The sequence below is a fragment of the Methylobacterium brachiatum genome (genome assembly GCF_020523825.1).
Classification (GTDB): Bacteria; Pseudomonadota; Alphaproteobacteria; order Rhizobiales; family Beijerinckiaceae; genus Methylobacterium; species Methylobacterium brachiatum.
In genome coordinates this window covers 571,434-591,314 of record NZ_JAJALK010000003.1, presented here as the reverse complement: position 1 = coordinate 591,314, position 19,881 = coordinate 571,434, and the positions used below count along the sequence as shown (strand labels likewise).

The 19,881-nt window shown below is 69.0% G+C and carries 17 protein-coding genes; 13 read left to right on the top strand and 4 right to left on the bottom strand.

All coding sequences use genetic code 11. The features are described 5' to 3' along the window. Positions 1 to 42: 42 nt before the first annotated feature. Positions 43 to 3,054, bottom strand: a complete 3,012-nt coding sequence (locus tag LGR69_RS09895; RefSeq protein WP_143739264.1) for a sensor domain-containing protein — start codon at positions 3,052 to 3,054, stop codon at positions 43 to 45. 362 nt (positions 3,055 to 3,416) lie between these two features. Next, on the bottom strand, positions 3,417 to 4,550 hold the full coding sequence (locus tag LGR69_RS09890; RefSeq protein ID WP_230365910.1) for an RNA-guided endonuclease InsQ/TnpB family protein: 1,134 nt from the start codon (positions 4,548 to 4,550) through the stop codon (positions 3,417 to 3,419). Here LGR69_RS09890 and tnpA point away from each other — a divergent pair. Continuing rightward, positions 4,527 to 4,934, top strand: a complete 408-nt coding sequence (gene tnpA / locus LGR69_RS09885) for an IS200/IS605 family transposase (protein ID WP_043378321.1) — start codon at positions 4,527 to 4,529, stop codon at positions 4,932 to 4,934. The genes LGR69_RS09890 and tnpA overlap by 24 nt on opposite strands. An 88-nt stretch (positions 4,935 to 5,022) precedes the next feature. On the opposite strand, the gene LGR69_RS09880 is transcribed toward tnpA, so the two are convergent. Both LGR69_RS09880 and LGR69_RS09875 read right to left on the bottom strand, forming a co-directional pair. Next, positions 5,023 to 6,294: a glycosyltransferase gene (locus LGR69_RS09880; RefSeq protein ID WP_043378323.1), complete on the bottom strand. Its 1,272-nt coding sequence runs from the start codon at positions 6,292 to 6,294 to the stop codon at positions 5,023 to 5,025. Positions 6,295 to 6,779: 485 nt separating this feature from the next. After that, the gene (locus tag LGR69_RS09875) at positions 6,780 to 7,766 is read right to left on the bottom strand and encodes an AraC family transcriptional regulator (protein WP_043378325.1); all 987 of its coding nucleotides are present in this window, start codon (positions 7,764 to 7,766) and stop codon (positions 6,780 to 6,782) included. 162 nt (positions 7,767 to 7,928) lie between these two features. Here LGR69_RS09875 and LGR69_RS09870 point away from each other — a divergent pair, with 162 nt between their 5' ends. The 12 genes from LGR69_RS09870 (at position 7,929) to LGR69_RS09815 (ending at position 19,751) form a co-directional block, all read left to right on the top strand. Then, the gene (locus LGR69_RS09870) at positions 7,929 to 8,618 is read left to right on the top strand and encodes a cytochrome b/b6 domain-containing protein (RefSeq protein WP_051975891.1); all 690 of its coding nucleotides are present in this window, start codon (positions 7,929 to 7,931) and stop codon (positions 8,616 to 8,618) included. Beyond that, entirely contained in the window at positions 8,615 to 9,388 is a 774-nt protein-coding gene (locus LGR69_RS09865) for a molybdopterin-dependent oxidoreductase (protein ID WP_043378328.1), read from the top strand. Before LGR69_RS09870 ends, LGR69_RS09865 begins: the two co-directional genes overlap by 4 nt. After that, positions 9,385 to 9,915, top strand: a complete 531-nt coding sequence (locus tag LGR69_RS09860) for a hypothetical protein (RefSeq protein ID WP_043378331.1) — start codon at positions 9,385 to 9,387, stop codon at positions 9,913 to 9,915. The genes LGR69_RS09865 and LGR69_RS09860 overlap by 4 nt, the downstream gene beginning before the upstream one ends. 19 nt (positions 9,916 to 9,934) lie before the next feature. Next, complete coding sequence (locus LGR69_RS09855; RefSeq protein WP_043378332.1) at positions 9,935 to 10,678, top strand: TIGR04282 family arsenosugar biosynthesis glycosyltransferase; 744 nt, start codon at positions 9,935 to 9,937, stop codon at positions 10,676 to 10,678. Further along, positions 10,675 to 12,033, top strand: coding sequence for a glycosyltransferase 87 family protein (locus LGR69_RS09850; RefSeq protein ID WP_230365907.1), 1,359 nt, complete (start codon positions 10,675 to 10,677; stop codon positions 12,031 to 12,033). Before LGR69_RS09855 ends, LGR69_RS09850 begins: the two co-directional genes overlap by 4 nt. Beyond that, positions 12,030 to 13,082, top strand: coding sequence for a radical SAM protein (locus tag LGR69_RS09845; protein ID WP_043378338.1), 1,053 nt, complete (start codon positions 12,030 to 12,032; stop codon positions 13,080 to 13,082). Before LGR69_RS09850 ends, LGR69_RS09845 begins: the two co-directional genes overlap by 4 nt. A 3-nt stretch (positions 13,083 to 13,085) precedes the next feature. Next, positions 13,086 to 13,784: a glycosyltransferase family 2 protein gene (locus tag LGR69_RS09840; RefSeq protein ID WP_043378343.1), complete on the top strand. Its 699-nt coding sequence runs from the start codon at positions 13,086 to 13,088 to the stop codon at positions 13,782 to 13,784. Beyond that, the gene (locus LGR69_RS09835; RefSeq protein ID WP_230365906.1) at positions 13,781 to 15,013 is read left to right on the top strand and encodes a pyridoxal phosphate-dependent aminotransferase; all 1,233 of its coding nucleotides are present in this window, start codon (positions 13,781 to 13,783) and stop codon (positions 15,011 to 15,013) included. The genes LGR69_RS09840 and LGR69_RS09835 overlap by 4 nt, the downstream gene beginning before the upstream one ends. A 239-nt stretch (positions 15,014 to 15,252) precedes the next feature. Further along, positions 15,253 to 16,908 (top strand): patatin-like phospholipase family protein, encoded by a 1,656-nt coding sequence (locus tag LGR69_RS09830; RefSeq protein WP_210274612.1) that lies wholly within the window; start codon positions 15,253 to 15,255, stop codon positions 16,906 to 16,908. A 71-nt stretch (positions 16,909 to 16,979) separates the two neighbouring features. Further along, complete coding sequence (locus LGR69_RS09825; RefSeq protein WP_043378346.1) at positions 16,980 to 17,195, top strand: ferredoxin; 216 nt, start codon at positions 16,980 to 16,982, stop codon at positions 17,193 to 17,195. Then, complete coding sequence (locus LGR69_RS09820) at positions 17,192 to 18,517, top strand: NAD(P)/FAD-dependent oxidoreductase (RefSeq protein WP_043378349.1); 1,326 nt, start codon at positions 17,192 to 17,194, stop codon at positions 18,515 to 18,517. The genes LGR69_RS09825 and LGR69_RS09820 overlap by 4 nt, the downstream gene beginning before the upstream one ends. Further along, a complete protein-coding gene (locus tag LGR69_RS09815) occupies positions 18,510 to 19,751 on the top strand; it encodes a cytochrome P450 (protein ID WP_043378352.1) in 1,242 nt (413 codons plus the stop codon). The genes LGR69_RS09820 and LGR69_RS09815 overlap by 8 nt, the downstream gene beginning before the upstream one ends. Positions 19,752 to 19,881: the final 130 nt, after the last annotated feature.

Below are 19,881 nucleotides of genomic sequence, written 5' to 3'. Positions count from 1 at the left end.
TCATATGCGGCCCTCGTCCGAACCGGGTTGCGCGCGCGATCGTCAGGCGGCTCGCGCGGCCTGTTCAGTCGCCGCGATCAGCTGCCGCAGATCGGCGACCGGCAGCGGACGGCTGAACAGGTAGCCCTGCATCTCGTCGCAACCCTCATGCTGCAGGTGATCGCGCTGCGCCGCGGTCTCGACACCTTCGGCCACTGTCGTGATGCCCAGATCGGCACCGAGTCCGGCCACCGCCCGCACGATCGCCGCGCAGTGGCGGTTGACACCGAGCTCGCGCACAAAGGACTGATCGATCTTGATCTTGTCGAAGGGAAACGTCCGGAGATAGCTCAAGGAGGAGTAGCCCGTCCCGAAATCGTCCATGGCGATGCGCACGCCGAGGTTGCGCAGCCGGTGTAGGACCGCCAGGTTGGCGTCGCTGTCGGCGAGCAGCACCGACTCCGTGATCTCCAGCTCCAGTCGGCTGGGATCGAGCCCGGCGTTCGCCAGGGCCGACACGACGGCCGGGACGAGGCTCTGCTGACGGAACTGCACGGGCGAGAGATTGACCGCGACCTTGATCTCGCCCGGCCAGGTTGCCGCCTCCCGGCACGCTTCGCGCAGGACCCATTCGCCGATCGGCGCGATCAGGCCGGTCTCCTCGGCGATCGGGATGAACTCGGCCGGCGAGACGAAGCCACGCTCGGGATGGCGCCAGCGCAGCAGCGCCTCGCAGGCGTTGATGCGGTTCTCCCGCAGGTTCAGGAGCGGCTGGTAGAACAGCTCCAAGGCGCCGGTGTTCAGCGCCTCGCGCAGCTCGCGCTCCAGCGTACGACGCGCCTGGATGCGGGCGTTCATCTCCGGCTCGAAGAACCGGAACGTGCCGCGTCGCTCCGCTTTGGCCTGATACAGCGCGAGGTCGGCGTTGTTGAGCAGAAGGTCCGGCGTGGTCCCGTCGCCCGGCAGCATCGCGATACCGAGGCTCGCTCCGATCACCACCTTCTGACCGATGATGGAGAACGGCTGCGCCAAGCACTCGACCAGGCGCGCGGCGAGCTGGCCCGCAGCTTCAGGCGACGGCGCGCTCGCCTGCAGGATGGCGAACTCGTCACCGCCGAAGCGGGCGACCAAGTCCTCCTCGCGCACGCAGTGCCGGAGGCGATCCGCCACCGCGCGCAGCAGCGCGTCGCCGGCTGCGTGTCCCAGCGTGTCGTTGACTGCCTTGAACCCGTCGAGATCGAGGCAGAGCACGGCCGCCGGCTCGGCATGACGATGCTGTCGCTCGAGCGCGTCGCTCAGACGTTCGCGGAAGCAGGCACGGTTCGGCAGGTCGGTGAGCGGGTCGTGGTGTGCCATGTGAGCGATCCGCGCCTCAACGGCGCGGCGCTCCGTCACGTCCTCGGCGATCCCGAGCAGGTACTGCGGTCGCCCTTCCTCGTCGCTCACGGCGAGCTTCTTGACGTGCAGGAGGCGCGTACCGTTGCCGCGCGTCTCGAATTGACGCTCCTCGACGATCGCGTCCCGACCGCTGGCGCGAAACAGCGCCGCGTCCTGATCCAGCACGGCCCGGGCCGTCGTGTGCTGAAACAGAGCATGCGACGGCCCTCCGATCAGTTCGTCGCGCGGCACGCCGAGCAGGGCCTCGCAGGCACGGTTGACGAGCAGGAGGCGGTGATCAACCGCATCCTGCACGTAGAGCATCGCGGGGATGTTCTCGATCACCGTGTCGAGGAAGCTGCGCGTGCGGCGCAGTTCCGCCTCGGCGAGCTGGCGCTCGGTGACGTCGATGCTCGCAGCGAGCACGGCCGGCCGGCCCCGCAGCATGAGCGGACGCACGTAAGGCAGGATCTGGATCACCGATCCATCCGCCTTGCAATGACGCCAGATCCGCTCGCCATCGTAGGGCTTCGTCCGGTTCGCGAAGACGATCTGCAGTTCGGCACGGTCCGCCTCCGGTCGGATGTCGTGGGCTGTCATCGCCAGGAAGCGGTCGCGGCTGTAGCCGTAGTGCTCGACGGCGGCGGTGTTGACGTCGAGGAAGCGCAAGGATCCGGCGTCCAAGACCCACATCGGAACCGGGTTGGCCTCGAACAACATCCGGAAGGAGGCTTCGCGGGTGCGCAGCTCCGTGATGTCGACGAGGGTGACTACGAGCAGGTCGCCGAGTGGGGCTACGGCGATCTTGAGGTAGGATTCCGCATCGTCCCCGATGAATTCCAGCTCGAAATTGTCGCTTCCGCCGTTCTCGACGACACGGAACAGGCGAGCTGTGATCTCCTGCGCGTGATGACCCATGTAGACTTCGGAAAGATGCTGCCACAACAGGCTGTCCAACGACCGGCGCATCAGCTGCGCGGCGCCGGCGTTCAGGGTGACGATCTGCAGATCACACAGCTGTCCGTCCGCGTCGCGCACGGGCGCGAGGGCGAGAACCCCTTCCCGGGTCGACTGGTAGACTTGTTCGATGAGACTGGATCGGGTCTGGGGTTCGCTGACGTGGACGAGGGCGACCGGGAAGCCCCAGTGCGTGTGCAGGGGCAACGCGAGGATCTCGTGAACCTCGACGATGCCGTTCTCGACGCGGCTTGCAACCTGCCGCTCTGGCTGGCCGGTCCGGAGGGCGCGTCGCACGATTTGATCCAAGAGCCGCGCGCAGTCGCTCCGCTGGTGTCCGGCGGCATGACGGGGCGTCCCTTCGAGCCATGTAGCGACGGCTGATGCCGTTTGCAGGTGGACGAGATCTGGCCCGTCGAGGCGCACCAGCACCGTGCCATCGGCGAAACGACCGAGCGAGCCGAGAGCGATCTCTTCGTAAGGCGGCAACGCCATACCCGGCTTCCGAGCGGCATGCCAACGTTGGCTCAGGATGTGGGCAGCACTGCCCGCGAGTCCAGGCGGTCGTTGCTTGGTCTGAGGCGACATGGCGCGAAGAGCGTTCTGGCGGATGCGGGCGAATGACCGTTGGCCGAATTCGCTAAATATTTCTGAATAACCGATTGGATCGGTGACAAAAACCGCAGCGATAAGCCGGCTAGCGATATCTCTCAAGTCATGCGTGCGTGCGAAAATCCGCACCTGGAGCTCCTGAACACGGGTCTGTTACAGACATTCGACGTTTGAAACCGGAACGCGGAACATGAATCTTGATGATTTACACTCTGGATAGCCGTGCAGTCCTTGCCCGGCCTTCACAGCGTCCGAAAGCTCTTTCCCGCTCGCCCGCCCGGATCGGGACAGCGCGGCCGTCCCGATTTCCGTTCGTCGACGTCAGGCGTGGAAGGTGCATCGATCGTGCACGCCACATTCGGGGCTGCAGATCCAACCGACGGCGCTTTTCGACCGGTGCGAGGAATCGAACGGGCTCTCGATCACCTGCATGACGTTATGTGAAGGCGTCATCGCGCTGTCATGATGCACCTTCGTGATGTCTCCCCGACTTAAAAGCCGGGGCTTCCATGCCCGGACGGGCACGGCGTCTCACATCCGAGACGAGCGATATTCCGCGCGGCATTCTGGTCGCGCTCATGTTCTGATCCGCACTCGCCGCACGTCCACCGCCTGATGCTGAGACCGGCCAGCCCCGTGGGTCCACTGAGGCGCCCACAGAACGAACAGGTCCGTGTCGTGTTGGCTTCGTTCACCTCGGCGTAGGCGACCCCTGCGTGATCGCATTTGTACCGGAGCATGCCGCGTAGCGTAGACCATCCGGCGTCGAGCACGCTCTTCGCCATCCGGGTCTTCGTCATAGCCGAGGCCGACACGTCGCCGACCGTGATCTTGCGGGCGCGATCCACGAGCGCCCGAGAGAATTTGTGAAGCACATCCTTCCGCCGATTGGCGATCTTGGCGTGAATCGATTTGACCTGCCGCTTGCGCCTCTTGCGCTGCGCTTCGGCGAGCTTGGGTTCGAGGCAGCGATAGAACTGCGCCTGCTCAAGTCCTGTGCCGTCCGAGCACTTGGCGACGGACTTGAGCCCGAGATCGACGCCGATGTCATCGCGCCCGCGCCCCTGCGAACGGGGCACCTCGCACACGAGGTTGCAGTACCAACGGCCGCGCGCGTCTTGGCTGAAGTTGCCCGACTTGATCCGCCCCTCGACGGCGCGGTGCAGCCACAGGCGGAAGCGCTGGCCACGCAGGAGCACGGTTGTTCCGTCGAGGGCGATGTCTTGGTTCGTGAACGGCACCCACCCGAGCGCCCGCCTGGGCCCACGGCTCGCACGCCAGCGAAGCTTCGGACGGCGCGCAGCCTTCCGTTTTATGACGTACTGGTTGATCATCTCTTGCACGACCTGCGACGGAAGGCCGAGCAGCTTGCCACTGCCCTTGGTCAGAACGCGAAGCTGCTTCTTGGCCGCCCAGATCGGACCACGCTGTGCCGAGCGCATGCTGATCTCGTTAAAGTAGTTCCAGACCGTATTGACCGCATCGCCGAGCGCGATCAGCCGCTCGTCGCGTCCTTGACGCGGAAGCTGAAGGTCTTCAGAACCGTTTGGTCTGTAAGGGTGGTCACGCCCTTGACATAGGGCATCGAGACGGTTTGGTCTATGGAGCTTCGCACCGGGCGGCACGTCGTCTTCACCCTGCACGCCCACCTAGTGTTCACGACGAAGCGGCGGGGCAAGGTGCTGACCCGTGCGCACCTCGACCGGCTCCAAGCGATCTTCGCCAGCGTGTGTGCGGACTTCGAGGTCGAGTTGCGCGAGTTCAACGGCGAGCGGGACCACGTTCACCTGCTGGTGTTCTATCCGCCGAAGGTTCGGCTCTCGGAACTGGTCAACAGCTTGAAGGGAGTGTCGAGCCGCCTGCTGAAGAAGGAGTTCCCCGAGATCGCCTCGTTCTGGTCTGTCAGGAAGAGCCGAGGCGTGCTGTGGACACCGAGCTACTTCGCCGGGTCGGTGGGCGGCGCCCCGCTCTCGATCCTGAAGCAGTACATCGAGAACCAAGGTCGCTGATCGCGGCTGTCGCCGCGAGCGCGCCTACAACCTCTCCCTGAAAGAAGAGGGATTGGCGCGCGTTCCGCTAAGAGCGAAAGTCGAAACTCTACCCCGACACGTGGGTGAGAGCGTCGATGGCAGCTAGGATCTCGCGCCCTGGGTCCAGATCGGCGAAGGCCCGTGCCATCACACGAGCACGTTCGCGAAACCGCTGCTCCGTGAGCACCCTCTCGACGGCCCAACGCAAGGCGTCCACGGTCGGGCGGTTCGTCGCAAGATTCAAGCCGACGCCCGACCACTCGATCCGGGCTCCGACCTCGGCCTTGTCCTCGGTCAAGCCGGCGGAGACAATCGGAACGCCAGCGGCGAGAGCTTGTGAGACGCTTCCGTAGCCCCCGTTGGTTACCAGGAGATCGATTTTGGGGAGAAGCACGTCGAAAGGCAGAAAGGTGGCGACCCGGCCATTAGCCGGTATTTCACAGTGTATCTCCTCTACGGATCTCCCGCCAGTTGTTGCAACGATGAGAAGATCGTCGCGCCCCTCAAGCGCCTGGAGCGTCGGCTCAAGTAGTTCGCTGAAATCAGCGTTTGCGAGCGTGCCTTGTGTCACTAGGATGATGCTCTTGCCGCTCTCCAGATCCGGCCACCATTCCGGTACCGCGACCGCCATCGGCGTGGTCGGCAGCAGCCCGACAAAACGCAGTCCTGGAGGAAACGTACCGAAATCGTACTCGAACTCGCGGACGCTCGGCTGCAGGAATGCGTCGGGCAGTATCGCGAGCGATTGGGTCAACGAGGCTGGCAAAGGTCGCGCGCCGAGCCGGGCCAGGCGGGCGTCGGTGAGGGCGCGAACCGGTCGGACGAATGAGGCATCGAGACCCACCTTCAATGCGGCGTAGCGAGCACGCTCGATGTCGTCCCGGGCCGGGAGCAGCCCCATGCCGACCGGCGCATCGTCGGGACGGTCGAGGAACAGAAAGCTGATGTTGAGTACGATGATCGGAGGCCGGCACGTCGTCGCATCGAGAAGAAGCGGCAAGATCCCAAGAAACAGGCTGCCTGCCACGATCACATCCGGAGCCTCCGTCCGGATCGTCTCGCGCAGAACCGCGGCTTGCGTCGCCATCGGTTCGATGAAGCGGTGCTCGAATTCGTGCGTCCACCGCACCGGTCCAGGCGGCAGGTGCGGCTCCAGATAGGTCGCCGCACCCCTGTCTTCGTAAGCTGTGAGGCGCAAACCCGAAGATTCGACCTTCTGCCGAAACGAAGGATCGGTCACCACCAAGACGGTGTCGCCGCGCCTGGCCAGCAGTCGTCCCACAGCCAACAGGGGGTTGACGTGGCCCGTAAGGGGGCTGGCTGCAATCAAAACTTTCATGCCGACATCCGGCGCAATCCTCGATCAGGGTTAGTCACATTTATTTCGCGTGTGTCGCTCGGTCCGTTACCAGCGGTTCCGCAAGTATCGGCTGGCGCCTTCGCAATCGGCGTTGCGAAGTTCGGCCAAGGTGATGCGAACTCGCTCCTGCGGGGGAACCAGGAAGCCGCACCGCGTCCGTCGCTGGTCGGACGGCACGTGAAACAAGCCTTGTTCCATCGCATGTCAGGCGATCACCTCGAATGTGGCGCCTCATGCACGTGCGGCCGCCGCGCACGTCGCAACGGTGCCGCTCGCCATAGGACTGCGACCGATCTGAAATTGTCGACACGGGATATGCGGCGCAGCACCTGTTTTGGACGATAACGCACGCCAGTCCGCTTCCATGCCTGCCTTCGATCCGCAAAATCGAGCGGGAAATCGCGAAGATGGTAGGCTCGATGTCGTCGTCGCATGGGCTGCCGGTTCTCCAGGCCAGCGCGCGCTCAATCTTCGCCCGTGACATCCTGTGCGGAGTCGAAGGTCGCGTTGGATCCGGGTTCGATGGCCTTGGCCGCGTCCGCGCATCGACCGCGGTATGCGCTCGGATCGACGCCGTAGGCCGCCTTGAAGGCATGCGAGAAGTAGCTTCGACTGGTGTAGCCCACACTTGCGGCGATGACCTTCACGGGCATGGGCGACGTCGTCAGCAACTGTGCCGCGAGGCGCAGGCGGACCCGGTGCAGGTACTCGATGGGCCCCTCGCCGAAGATGGCGGAGAACCGCTCGGCGAACGCGGACCGGCTCATCCCGCAGAGTGCAGCGAGACTATCGACCGTGTGGGAGGCGCCGGGTGCGTCGAGGACCGCCGCGACGGCGCGCATGAGCCGCGGATCCCGCAGCGCCGCGAAGATTGGCGAACTGGTACCCCGCTCCTTCAGGTGAACCCGCAGCAGAATGGCGAGGCACTGCCTCATCAGCGCGCTCGTCACCTCCTGCGTGCCGAGTCCGGGCTGGACCAACTCCTCGATCATGAAGGCGAAGGCGTGCCGCAGTCGGTCGTTGCCCGACAGGTCCTCGATCAATGCGCCCTGCAGGCGGTCGAAGAGGCCGAGCGCGCCGGCGTAACTGGCCGAGATCGCGCCGCAAGCCACGAGGATGTCGCGACTGCCGTCGCCGGCCGTCAGCGCGACGAGGCCGTCGGGAAGCACCCTGAGCGCATCTCGAGCTGTAACCGTGTGCATGGCCCCGGCGAAACCGAGGGAGTGAGGAACGCCGCGCGGCGGAATCACCATGCTGTTCGGCCCGAAGGCCACGGGCTCCTGGTCGCCGACGACGATAGTCCCGGTGCCTGACAAGACATAATGGACGAGCAGGGCGTCAGCGATGCCCTGCTTCCGCAATCGCCACCCCGATTGAATCTCGCAGAATGCGAAGGCATGAACCCTCACCGTCAAAGTCGATAGTAATTTGACTAATACATGATCTGACATGTGTGCCGACCGAATCAAAGCGCAACGGATTTAAACGATATCGTGCCGGAAGACGAAATGAATTAGGAGTTGTAGCATGATACAACAAACCACACCCGTGAAGCACGCACGCAGCATAAGCCACGCTGGGATGCTCGACGTCCTTCCACGCGATCACGGTTCATGTCCGTGTTGAGAGGCAACCCTGGAACTGCGCCGACGCAGTCCACAGCTGTGCCTCGCCGGCTGCATCCCTGGCCGGTACGGGTCATGCACTGGACGAACGCCGCGGCGATGGTGGTGCTGATCGGGTCCGGCTGGGGCATCTACGACGATTCCGTCATCATCCACGGCATCTATTTCCCCAAGTCGGCCCGGATCGGATCCTGGGCGGCCGAGAGCCTGCTCTGGCACTTCGCCGCCATGTGGGTGCTGGTCGCCAACGGCGCCGCCTATCTCGTCTACGGCGTCGCGACCGGGCGCCTGCGCGAGCGCCTCCTGCCGATCCGTCCGCGCGAAATCGTGCAGACCGTCCGCGACACGTTGCGGCTCAAGCTCGCGCACGAGGACCTCACGACCTACAACGCCGTCCAGAAGATCCTCTACATCGTCGCCATCCTGGCCGGCATCGGCCAGGTCGTCAGCGGCCTGGCCATCTGGAAGCCGGTCCAGTTCTCCGGGCTCGTCGCGCTGCTCGGCGGGTTCCAGGGCGCGCGCCTCGTCCACTTCGCCGGCATGGCGGTGCTGGTCGGCTTCCTCGTCGTTCACGTCGTGCTGTCCCTGCTCGTGCCGCGAACGCTGTGGGCGATGCTGACCGGCGGCCCCGTACGCCGCCCGGCCCTCCCTGCCACGGCGCGGGAGGCGACGCGATGAGGTCGCCGTTCCGCCCCCTCAAGGTGCCGGATCCCGGCATCCTCGACGACCACCGCGCTTTGGTCCGGAGGATCGAGCGTCGCGGCCTCCTGCGGGGCGGCCTGTCGCTCGGCGCGCTCACGATGTTGACCGGCTGCGACGTGACGGACACGAGCGCGGTCGGGCGGGCGCTCCGTGCCATGTCCGACTTCAACGACGGCGTCCAGGCCGCCCTTTTCGATCCCCGAAAGCTCGCGCCCGAGTATCCGGGGTCCCAGGTGCTGAAGCCGCCGCGCTTCAACGCCTACTACGACGTCGAGGACGTCAAGCCGATCGACGGCGACGCGTGGCGGCTGGAACTCGCCGGGTTGATCTCCGACAAGCGGCCCTGGACGCGCCGCCGGATCGCGGAGCTGCCCGAGCGCGAGATCATCATTCGCCACGTCTGCGTCGAGGGCTGGGACTACATCGGGCAGTGGTCGGGCGTACCGCTCCGGGCGTTCCTGGAGCGCGTCGGCGCCGACCTCACCGCCAAGTACGTCGCCTTCAAGACGGCGGACGACTACCCGAGCAGCATCGACATGGCGACCGCGCTGCACCCCCAGACACTGCTCGCGACCAGATACGCCCGCGAAGAATTGCCTGACCCGTATGGATACCCGCTGCGCCTGCGCATGGCGGTCAAGCTCGGCTACAAGAATCCGAAGTGGATCACGGTCATCGAAGTCACCAACACCTACCCCGGCGGATACTGGGAGAGCCGCGGCTTCGGCTGGTTCGCAGGCCTATGAGCGTCCGCGCGATCCGGTGCGCCGTCGGCACCTGCCTGCTCACGCTGGCGCTCTCCGCATCGGCGCAGGCGCAGACGCCGGGCCCCTCCCCGGCCCCCGACCACATGCCGAAGCCCGGCATGACCGCGCCCGAGATGGCGGGTCGCGCGGCGGACCGGTTTCCGCAGCCGGTGCGCGTCGGCGACCTCGCCGGCCGCCTCCTGCTCCGGCCGGAGGAGTCCCAGTCCGTCCTCGGCCGCGTCACGGGGCTCGTGCGCCGCGGCGACGGCGCGGGCGAGATGGCCGTGCGCCTCGACGGTGCGTTGGGGCTGGGCTGGCTAGGCCTGCGAGCGGTCGCCTGGAGCGGATTCGGGTCCCGGCTCGTGGCCGTGCCGGTGGAGGCGGTGGCGCTCCTGGGCGAGCACGTCGCCCTCATGGGCCTGACGCCCGAGCGCCTGCGCGCGCTGCCGACCTTCACGCCCGGTTCCGCCACCGAGATACCGCCGGACGAGACGATCCGCCTCGGGATCGTCCGCCCCTTCCATTGACCACGCGGGAGCCTTCTACATGGCACGAGGACCGACCTCCGGACCGGCCCCCACCTGCGCGATCGGGGTGATGGCGAAAGCGCCGCGAAGCGGGCGCTCCAAGACGCGGCTGTGCCCGCCGCTGACCCTCGACGACGCAGCGGCTCTGAGCGCCGCCTTCCTGCGCGACACGACCGCCAACATCCAAGAGGCGGCCCGCGCCGCGCCGATTGCCGCCTACGCGGCTTTCGCGCCGCCGGGCGCGGAGGCTCTGGTGATCCCCCATCTTGCGCGGGGAACCGACCTCGTCCTGGCGGATGGAAGCGTCACAACCGCGGCGCAGGTCGAGGGCTTCGGCCGTTGCCTGCTGCAGGCCGTCCAGGGCATGCTGGCGCACGGTCACGCGGCGGCCTGCGTGCTGAGCTCCGACATCCCGACCCTGCCGACGCGGCTCCTGATCCAGGCGGCCCGGATCCTGCTCGAACCGGGCGAGCGGGGCGTGTTCGGCGCCTGCGACGACGGCGGCTACTACATCCTCGGCCTCAAGCAGGCCCATGCCCGCCTGTTCGCCGACATCGCCTGGAGCACCGACACCGTCGCCGAAGCGACCCGCGCCCGGGCGCGCGAGATCGGCCTCGATCTCGTCGAGCTGGAGCCCTGGTACGACGTCGACGACGCGGCCTCGCTCGCGCGGCTCGCCGCCGACAGGACCGGCTACGCGGCCCCGGCGACGCGCTCGGTCCTGGCGCGGCTCGCGCGCGCGTCGGAGTTGGTGCCGGCATGATCCGGCTTCTCGCCAGCCCCGCTCATCGGCTCGCGGCCCTCGGCCTCCTGCTTCTGGCCGTCACTGTCGGCGCGCTGGCGATCCAGGTGCCGGGCGCCGACACCGTCGGCGCGGCGCCCCAATCCAACGCCTTCATCGGCGTGGTCGCGGTCGGCCTCGCGGTCTACCTCCTCGCCGTGCGCCTCGTGTTGCGGGAGCGGCTGCCGCGCGCGGCCCTATGGACGATCCTCGGCATCGCCGTGCTGCTGCGGGCCGCTTTGCTGCCGGCGCTGCCGTTCCTGTCGACCGACATCTACCGCTACGTCTGGGACGGGCAGGTCCAGGCCGCCGGAATCAACCCCTACCGCTACATCCCGGCCGACCCCGCCCTCGAGCGGCTGCGCGACCCGGCGGTCTACCCGCTGATCAACCGCAAGGACTACGCTCGTACGATTTACCCGCCCGCGGCGCAGCTGGTCTTCGCCGCCGTCGGGCAGGTATCGCACAGCGTCACCGGGATGAAGCTGGCGATGTTGGGTTTCGAGGCCCTGGGCATGCTGGCCATGCTCGCGGTTCTGCGCGGCGCCGGCTTGCCTTCGGCCCGCATCCTGATCTACGCCTGGAATCCGCTGGCCCTGTGGTCCTTCGCGCGCGACGGGCACGTCGATGCCGTGGCGATCGGCCTCCTCGGCATCGCGTTGCTGGCCCGCACCCGTCGTCGGTACGGGCTCGCGGGCGCGCTCCTGGGCGCGGCGACGCTGGTGAAGGTTCTGCCTGTCGCGGTCGCGCCCGCCTTCGTCCGTGGAGGCCGGCTGTGGCGGCCTATGCTCGCCGGGGTGGCCGTGATCGCCGTCCTGTACCTGCCCTACCTCGCTGCCGGCCCGAACGTGTTCGGTTTCGCCGGCGGCTACGGGGCCGAGGAGGGCTACGACACCGGCGTGGGCTACTGGCTGCTCGCCGGTCTCGGGCATCTCGGGCTCAGCCCCCCGAGCCTGCTGCGGACCTACCTGGTCTGCGCCGGACTGACGCTCGTCGCCCTCGCGCTCCGGATCGCCTTCGGCCCGAACCGGCAGACCGCGCCCGACGCGGTCGCGCTGTGCCGCGATGCCGGGCTCCTCGCAGCCCTCACCACCTGCGCGGCGAGCCCACACTACGCTTGGTACTATCCCTGGCTGGCGCTGCCCGCGGTGGTCGCGCCGGCCCCGGCCCTGATCTGGCTCGGCTCGGCGCCGATCCTGTTCCTGATCGACCCGTTCGACGACCGCTTCCTGTGGCCGTCGCTGGTCTTCGTCCCGGCCCTCTTCCTAGCCGCCCGCTCCCTGCGGCAGGCCTGCACCGCACCCCTCTCCGCTCTCCCGGAAGGAACCGCACCATGACGGCCTCAGCCGCAGTGAAGGACCCGCGCCGCTACTTCGAGGCGGTCGGCCCCGACCGCGCCTCCGAGGCCTTGGCGCCGCCGGTCTGCCTCTATCTGGAGGTCACGAACCGCTGCAACCTGCTGTGCGAGACCTGCCCGCGCACCTTCGAGACCCTGGAGCCCCCGGCCGACATGAGCTGGGCGCTGTTCAGCCGGATCGTCGACCAGGTTCCGGACGTCGCCCGGGTCGTGCTCCACGGGGTCGGCGAGCCGATGCTGGTGAAGGACCTGCCGCGGATGGTCCGCTACCTCAAGGACCGCGGCACCTACGTCCTGTTCAACACCAACGGCACCCTGATGCAGCCGAGGCGCTTTCAGGAGCTGATCGATACCGGGCTCGACGAGCTGCGCGTCTCCCTCGATGCCGCCGACCGGGCCTCGTACCGCCGGGTGCGGGGCAAGGACTTCTTCGACCGCATCGTGCGCGACGTCGGCAAGTTCGTCGCGTTCCAGAAGGCGACCGGCGCCGCGACCCCCCGGGTCTCGCTCTGGCTCACGGGCCTCAAGGAGACCGTGGACCAGCTCCCGACCTTCGTGCGGCTCGCCGCCGAGATGGGCGTGACCGAGGTGCACCTGCAGCGCCTCGTCTTCGACGAGGCCGGGTACGGTATGGCCCGCGCCGACCTGTCGCTGTTCGAGAGCACCCAGGCGGCGGAGGCCGCCGCCATCGCCGAGGCCGAGGCCATCGGCCGTTCGCTAGGGGTGACGCTCGACGCCTCGGGCGCGACCGAGCCCGGAATCAGCCTGAAGCGTCAGGAGGACCGCGCCTGGGCCACCTGTCGGCGACCCTGGTCCCTGATGTACGTCACCGCCCACGGTCGGGCGCTGCCCTGCTGCATCGCGCCGTTCTCGGTGCGCGGCTATTCCAACTACACGCTGGGCGACGCCACGCAGGCCACGCTCCGGGAGATCTGGAACGGCGCGGCCTATCGCGACTTCCGGACGTCGCTCCTCTCCGACGTGCCGCCCGCCCCGTGCCGGAACTGCGGCCTGCGCTGGAGTCTCTGAGCGATGCATCCGGTCAGCATCGTCATCCCGACCCTGAACGAGGCCGAAGCGATCGGCGCGGTGATCCGCGAGATCCCGCCGGCCTACGCGGCGGACGTCGTCGTCGCCGACAGCGGCTCGACCGACGGGACGCAGGACGTCGCCCGGGCCGCGGGCGCCCGGGTGATCGAGGCCGGACGCGGCTACGGCCGGGCCTGCGCGCTCGGGGCGGCCGCGGCCGATCCGGCCTCGCGCGTGATCGTCTATCTCGACGGCGACGGCGCGGATCGCGGCGACCTGATCGACCGGATCGCCGGGCCGGTGCTCGCCGGCCGCCACGACCTCGTCCTCGCCTCGCGCACGCTGGGCAGCCGCGAGCCCGGATCGATGCTCTGGCACCAAGTGCTCGCCGGCCGGCTCGCCGGCCTCGGCATCGGCCTACGCTACGGCGTCCGATACACCGACATGTGCGCCTACCGCGCCATCGACCGCGCCGTGCTGCGGGCCCTCGCCCTGCGCGAGCCGACCTACGGCTGGAACATCGAGATGCAGATGCAGGCCGCGCGAGCCGGCCTGCGCATCCGCGAGGTGCCTATGCCCTACCGGCGCCGGTTGGGCGGATCCTCGAAGGTCGCGGGTTCGCTCGGTGGGACGATGCGGGCCGCCGCTCGGATCGGCGCGACCTACCTGCGCGTCGCCGCCGGCTCGGAGCGGCGCGCGTGAGGCCGGCGATGGCGCTCAAGGACGACGCTGCACCGGGCCTTTGGGCCGGCGCCCGGACGGAGGCGCCCGGCCCCGATACGGACCACGGGATCGCGCCCGCAGGGTCGTTCGCGCTGGCGGCGTACCTGGATCGCTGGTCGGCCTGCGCGCATCACGACCTCGCCGCCTCGGACTCGGAGCCGCTGTCGCTCGCCGCCTTGCTGCGCCTTGCCGGCCCGGAGGATCGTCGGCGCTGGCGGAGGGCCGACCTCGGCTACGCCGACCCGCGCGGCGCCTCCTGGCTGCGCGCCACGATCGCCGGCTGCTACCGCCGGCTCGCTGCCGACGACGTGCTGGTCAGCGCAGGGGCGCAGGAAGCAGTGGCCTGCGTGCTGAGTGCGCTGCTCGGTCCGGCCGATCACGCGGTGGTGGTGGTGCCGATCTACCAACCCTCGGAGCTCGTCGTGTCGCGGCTGTGCGCGGCCGATGGCGTCGCCCTCCGACCGGAACCGGCCTGGACCCTCGATCTCGACGGGCTGGTCGCCGCCATCCGGCCGAACACGCGGCTGGTGCTGATGAATTTTCCCAACAGCCCGACCGGCGCGTCGCTGGATCGAACGACTCTGGAGAGGCTGGTCGACCTCTGTCGCCGACACGGGCTCTGGCTCGTCAACGACGAGGTCTATCGCCAGACGGACCTCGACCCGGGCCGAGCCGTCCCACCCGTCGTCGACGTGTACGAGCGCGGGATCTCCATCAACGGGTTGTCGAAGGGCTTCGGGCTTCCGGGCCTGCGCGTCGGCTGGGCCGCCTGTCGCGACCGCGGGGCGCTCGACCGCGTCCTCGCGGTCAAGAGCCTGCTGTCGAGCTGCCTCGCCGGACCGAGCGAGATCCTGGCGCAGGTCGCGCTGCGGGCCGAGCAGCGCCTGACCGGCCGCGCCCGCGCGATCGGGCGGCGCAACCACCACCGTCTGCGTGCTCTGCTCGATCGCTACCCGAACCTGTTCGATCCGGAAGAACCGACGAATCTCGCCTTCGCCTGCCCCCGCTTCCGTGGGCGAGAGGGTGCGACCGAGTTCTCGAAGGCTCTCGCGTCCGAGGACGGCGTCCTCGTGCTGCCCTCCGCGTTGTGGCACTCGGCGCTGGCGCCGGTCCCCACGGACCGCCTGCGCCTCGGCCTCGGTCGCGTCGGCAGCGGCGCGGCGCTCGGGATCCTCGGGGATCATCTGCAGCGGCGCGCCGGCCGATGAGTGCCGAGATCGGACGCGACCGGAGCATCGAGCACCCCGGTTCCGTTCCTCCGGGCGCGGCCCCAGCCGCTTCCCCGAGGCTCACCGGGCTCGGCGGCCTATCCGCACCACCCACGGAGGCCGAACGCCTCGGCGCCTGCGACGTGGCGCCCGTCCCTGCCGCCCGGGCTTCGGGGCGCACGGAGATTCCGTTTCTTGCCCCCCTCGACGGAGACGCCGACGTCGCGATCCGGGCGCGGATGACCTCCGTCGCCGTCGCCGGAGGGCGGACGCTGTTCGAGGAGGGGGACGAGGCCGACGCCCTCTACACGCTCGTGAGCGGCGCGGTCGGCCTCTCGATCCGCGACCCGCGCGACGGCAGCGTGCGCCGCCTCATCCGACTCGCCCCTCCGGATACCGTGGGCGAACTCGCCCTGCTCACCGGCGAGCCGCGCTCGGTCACGGCAACGGCCCTGCGCGATACGCACCTCCTGCGGCTCTCCCGCGCGTCGTTCGAGGATCTGATCGCCGCCCATCCCGGGACGCTGCTCTATTTCGCCCGGATCCTGGCCGCGCGGCTGCGCACCGCCCATACGGGCGTGACCCTGAGCCATGCGCCGCGGAGCTTCGCCGTCCTGGCGGTGACCGAGGGCCTCAAGGCGACGGCCTTCGGCGAGCGGCTGGCGCAGGCCCTCGATGCCGCGCTGCCGGGGCGGACCGGCTGCCTCTCCGAATGGCCCCCCGAGGCCGACGAGGCGTGGTTCCACCGCTACGAGCAAACGCACGACCGCACGGTCTTCGTCGCCCACCAGATCGACTGCCCCTGGTGCCGGCTCTGCCTGCGCCACGCCGACCACGTCCTGTTGCTGGCCGAGCCAGGCGCGCCGCCACGGCCCGGCGCCGCGGACTATCTCGCTTCGATCCGCTCCGACTGGATCCGCATGGACCTCGCCGTGGCGCAGCCCGCCGAGGCGCGCCTGCCGCGCCCTCTGCATCCCGACGTCGCCGCGCTGCCCTTCTCCCTGCGGCTCCAGGTTCGCGAGAACCACGGTGGCGACTTCGCCCGGCTTGCCCGGATCGCGTCCGGCCATGCCCGCGCCCTCGTCCTCGGCGGCGGCGGCGCCCGCGGCCTCGCCCATCTCGGCGTTCTGCGGGCGCTCGGCGAGGCCGGGCTCGACATCGATCTCGTCGGCGGCACCAGCATGGGCTCGATCCTGGCCGCCAGCGTCGCCCTTGACTGGAGCCTCGACGCGATCGAGACCCACACGGTGGCTTCCTTCGTCGGACGCAACCCCCTCGACGACTACACCCTGCCGTTCCACGCCCTGACGCGCGGGGCCAAGGTGGATGCGGGGTTGGCCGAGCGGTTCGGCGATGCCCGCGTCGAGGATCTCTGGCGCCCGTTCTTCTGCGTGTCCTCGAACCTCACGACCGGCACCGCAATGGTCCACTGGGCGGGCCCCCTCGACCGGGCGATCCGCGCCAGCATCGCCATTCCCGGCCTGCTGCCCCCGGTGGCGAGTGCGGACGGCATCCTCGTGGACGGCGGCATGATGAACAACCTGCCTGCCGACGTGATGGCCGATCTCGACCGCGGGCCGGTTCTCGCCGTGGATGTCGGCAGCGACGCCGCCTTCCAGGTCATGCCGCGGCAGGGCCGGAGCGCGCAGGCGTTCCGGCGCCTCCTCGGCATCTCGGACCAGCTCCCCGGCATCGCGCACCTGCTCCTGCGCTCCGCGATGGTGTCGAGCGACGCCCAGACCATGGCGGCCGTCACCCGGGCTGCGGTCCTGCTCAAGCCCTCCTTGGCCGGGGTCGATCTGCGGGCGTGGTCGAGCTTCGAGACGACGGCCGAACTCGGCTATCGCTGCGCCCGGGAAGCGCTGGAGTCGGGCCGCCTGGGAGCCTGGACATGAGCCGCTCCGATGTTCGGGCAGGCGCAGATCCCGACCGACCGGTCATCCGCACATCTCTTCGGAGCCCCTGAATGCGTGTCGTGGTCGATCTCAACCGCTGCCAGAGCTACGCGCAGTGCTGCTACGCCGCCCCTGAGCATTTCGAGGTGCGCGGTCACGAGATCCTGTTCTACGATCCGGCGCCGCCCGAGGCGAAGAGGTCGCAGGTCGAGCGGGCGCAGCAGGCCTGCCCCGTCCGGGCCATCGCGATCGAGCCCGCCGGACTCGCCGAGGGTGACGAGCCGTGACGGACGGGCAGCGACCGGGCATCGTCGTGGTAGGCGCCTCCCTCGCCGGCCTGCGGGGCGCGGAGGCGTTGCGGGACGGCGGCTATGACGGCCCTCTGACCCTGGTCGGGGACGAGCCGCACCGGCCCTACGACCGGCCGCCTCTGTCCAAGCACGTCCTGGCGGGCGAGCTTCACCCCGACGCGACCGCACTTCCGCAACTCACCCGTCTGCGCGCGCAGTGGCGGCTCGGCCTGCCGGCCGTCGCCCTGGACCGGGACCGCCGGGTGGTGCGCCTCGCCGACGGCGCGACGCTTCCCTACGAGACGCTCCTGATCGCCACCGGCGCCAGGGCGCGGCCATGGCCCGGAGAAGGCGCCGATCTCGCCGGGATCTTCACGATCCGGACCCTGGAGGATGCCCGCTCCCTGCGGAGCGCGCTGGCGCTGCGGCCGAGCCGCGTCCTCATCGTCGGCGCCGGCCTGATCGGCTGCGAGGCCGCCTCCTGCTGCCGCGATCTCGGCCTGGCGGTGACGCTCGTCGATCCCAACCCGACGCCGCTCGCCCGCCTCCTCGGGACGGTGATCGGGGCCACACTCGCCGGGCGGATGCGGGCTTCCGGAGTGGACCTCCGCCCGAACGTCAAGGTGGTGGCCTTCTCCGGCGAGGATGGACAAGTCCGCCGCGCCCACTTGGCGGGTGGCGCGGACATCGCGACGGATCTCGTCATCGTCGCCCTCGGCGCGACGCGCGACACGGGTTGGCTCGCCGCGGCCGCCCTCGTCGCCGACCCGGGAGGCCTGACCTGCGACGCGGCCTGCCGCGCCCTGACCACGACGGGGGAGCCCGATCCCGCCATCTACGCGGCCGGCGATGTCGCGCGCTGGCCGAACCCACTCACCGGCGGCCGCTTGGTGACCGTCGAGCATTGGGGCAACGCGGTGGACCAGGCCCGGCACGCGGCGGCGAACATGCTTGCTCCGCCCACGGGCCAGGTCGAATACCAGCACGTGCCTTCCTTCTGGTCGAGCCAGTTCGGTCTCAACATCAAGCTCGCCGGCCTGACCGAGGGGGCGGAGGCGCTCGCGATCGTCCAGGGATCGCGGGCCTCGCACCGGTTCCTCGCCGTCTATGGCCGGGCCGGGCGAACCGTCGCGGCCCTCTCCTTCGATCAGGCACGCTGGCTTCCCGCCTATGCCGAGGCCGTGGCTGACGGGGCGGCCTTCCCGCCGATCCTCGGCGCCACCGACCAGCCGCGGATCGAGACCCTGGAGCCCGGCTTTCCCAGCCCGCGGCGATCCTCCGGCCGATCGGTTACGGCTCTGGAGACGGCCCATGCCTGACGAGACGCTGTTCGCGCAGGTTCTCGATCCGAGAAACAGGGCGAACCCCTATCCCCTCTACGCGCGCTTGCGCGAGACGCCCGTGTCCCGGCAGGCGGACGGCAGCTACGTCGTCAGCACCCATGCCGCGCTGAAGAGCCTGATTTTCGATCCCCGGCTGAGCTCGGAAGACCTGCCGCCCTCGCGGCGACCCAGAACGGGCAACCCTCTGAAGGACTGGATCCTCAACCCGATCCGGAATCGGGTGGTCAACGGCCATCGCCCGCTGATCTTCCGCGATCCGCCCGACCACGACACCCTGCGCGGTTTCGTGATGAAGGAGTTCACGATCGCCCGGGTGCGGGAATCTCACGCCAAGGTTGCGAAGCTCGTGGATGCCCTGATCGACAAGTGCCACGGCCGCGACACTGTCTGCTTGGTGGAGGACCTGTCCTATCCGCTGCCGGTGGCCGTCATCTGCGAGCTGCTCGGCGTGCCCGAGGCCGATGAGGCGCAATTCCACGTCTGGGCGATCCGCCTCGCGACGGCCCTGGAGCCCGACGTGCGCCACGACGAGGCGGGGCGGCGGGAGATCGCCGCAACCTTCGACGCGATCTCCGACTACATGCGTCGGCTGATCCGCGAGAAGCGCCGCCATCCGGCCGACGACATGCTCAGCGGGCTCGCCGCCCACGGTGGCCGGGGCAGCGCGGCCATGGGCGACATAGACCTGATCTCGACGGCGATCCTGCTCCTCGTCGCGGGTCACGAGACGACGGTGAATCTCATCACCAACAGCATGCTCACACTGCTCAGGCATCCGGAGGAGCTGCGAAAGCTGAAGGCCGACCCCGAGCGGGCACCCCGCGTGATCGAGGAGATGCTGCGCTACGAGCCCCCCGTCCATTTCCGCACCCGCAAGGCGCTCGGCGCCATCGCGGTGGCGGGAACGACGATCCCGCCGGGATCGTCGGTGGTGCTGCTCTTTGCGGCCGGAAACCGCGACCCGGCGCGGTTCGAGCAACCGGACCGGTTCGATCCGGACCGGACGGACAACCAGCATTTCGGGTTCGGCGGTGGCCTCCATTACTGCGTGGGCGCGCCCCTCGCGCGGATCGAGGCCGAGATCGCCCTTGTCACGCTCTGCCGGCGCCTCATCGCACCGAGGCTCCTGGACGACCCGCCGCCTTACCGACCGGGCGCTTCCCTCCGCGGTCCACAGCACCTCGGCATCGCCATAGCGGGGATCGCGTGATCCTACAGGCGCGAACGGTTATGAGACGATGGCGAGAGCCAAGCGCGGTCGTCTTGCGGAGCGGGGTACGTCAGCTCTGGACTTGCGTCGGTCTGGATGCTGCTCGTCGTTACGTCTGGATCGAGGAGCC

What these genes read in the sequence shown, in the direction of transcription:
- LGR69_RS09850 (WP_230365907.1), top strand. Translation starts at nt 10,675, where the DNA reads ATGATCCGGCTTCTCGCCAGCCCCGCTCATCGGCTCGCGGCCCTCGGC.
- tnpA (WP_043378321.1), top strand. Translation starts at nt 4,527, where the DNA reads ATGGAGCTTCGCACCGGGCGGCACGTCGTCTTCACCCTGCACGCCCAC.
- LGR69_RS09875 (WP_043378325.1), bottom strand. Translation starts at nt 7,766, where the DNA reads ATGTCAGATCATGTATTAGTCAAATTACTATCGACTTTGACGGTGAGG.
- LGR69_RS09830 (WP_210274612.1), top strand. Translation starts at nt 15,253, where the DNA reads ATGACCTCCGTCGCCGTCGCCGGAGGGCGGACGCTGTTCGAGGAGGGG.
- LGR69_RS09845 (WP_043378338.1), top strand. Translation starts at nt 12,030, where the DNA reads ATGACGGCCTCAGCCGCAGTGAAGGACCCGCGCCGCTACTTCGAGGCG.
- LGR69_RS09865 (WP_043378328.1), top strand. Translation starts at nt 8,615, where the DNA reads ATGAGGTCGCCGTTCCGCCCCCTCAAGGTGCCGGATCCCGGCATCCTC.
- LGR69_RS09855 (WP_043378332.1), top strand. Translation starts at nt 9,935, where the DNA reads ATGGCACGAGGACCGACCTCCGGACCGGCCCCCACCTGCGCGATCGGG.
- LGR69_RS09880 (WP_043378323.1), bottom strand. Translation starts at nt 6,294, where the DNA reads ATGAAAGTTTTGATTGCAGCCAGCCCCCTTACGGGCCACGTCAACCCC.
- LGR69_RS09825 (WP_043378346.1), top strand. Translation starts at nt 16,980, where the DNA reads ATGCGTGTCGTGGTCGATCTCAACCGCTGCCAGAGCTACGCGCAGTGC.
- LGR69_RS09840 (WP_043378343.1), top strand. Translation starts at nt 13,086, where the DNA reads ATGCATCCGGTCAGCATCGTCATCCCGACCCTGAACGAGGCCGAAGCG.
- LGR69_RS09860 (WP_043378331.1), top strand. Translation starts at nt 9,385, where the DNA reads ATGAGCGTCCGCGCGATCCGGTGCGCCGTCGGCACCTGCCTGCTCACG.
- LGR69_RS09870 (WP_051975891.1), top strand. Translation starts at nt 7,929, where the DNA reads ATGTCCGTGTTGAGAGGCAACCCTGGAACTGCGCCGACGCAGTCCACA.
- LGR69_RS09815 (WP_043378352.1), top strand. Translation starts at nt 18,510, where the DNA reads ATGCCTGACGAGACGCTGTTCGCGCAGGTTCTCGATCCGAGAAACAGG.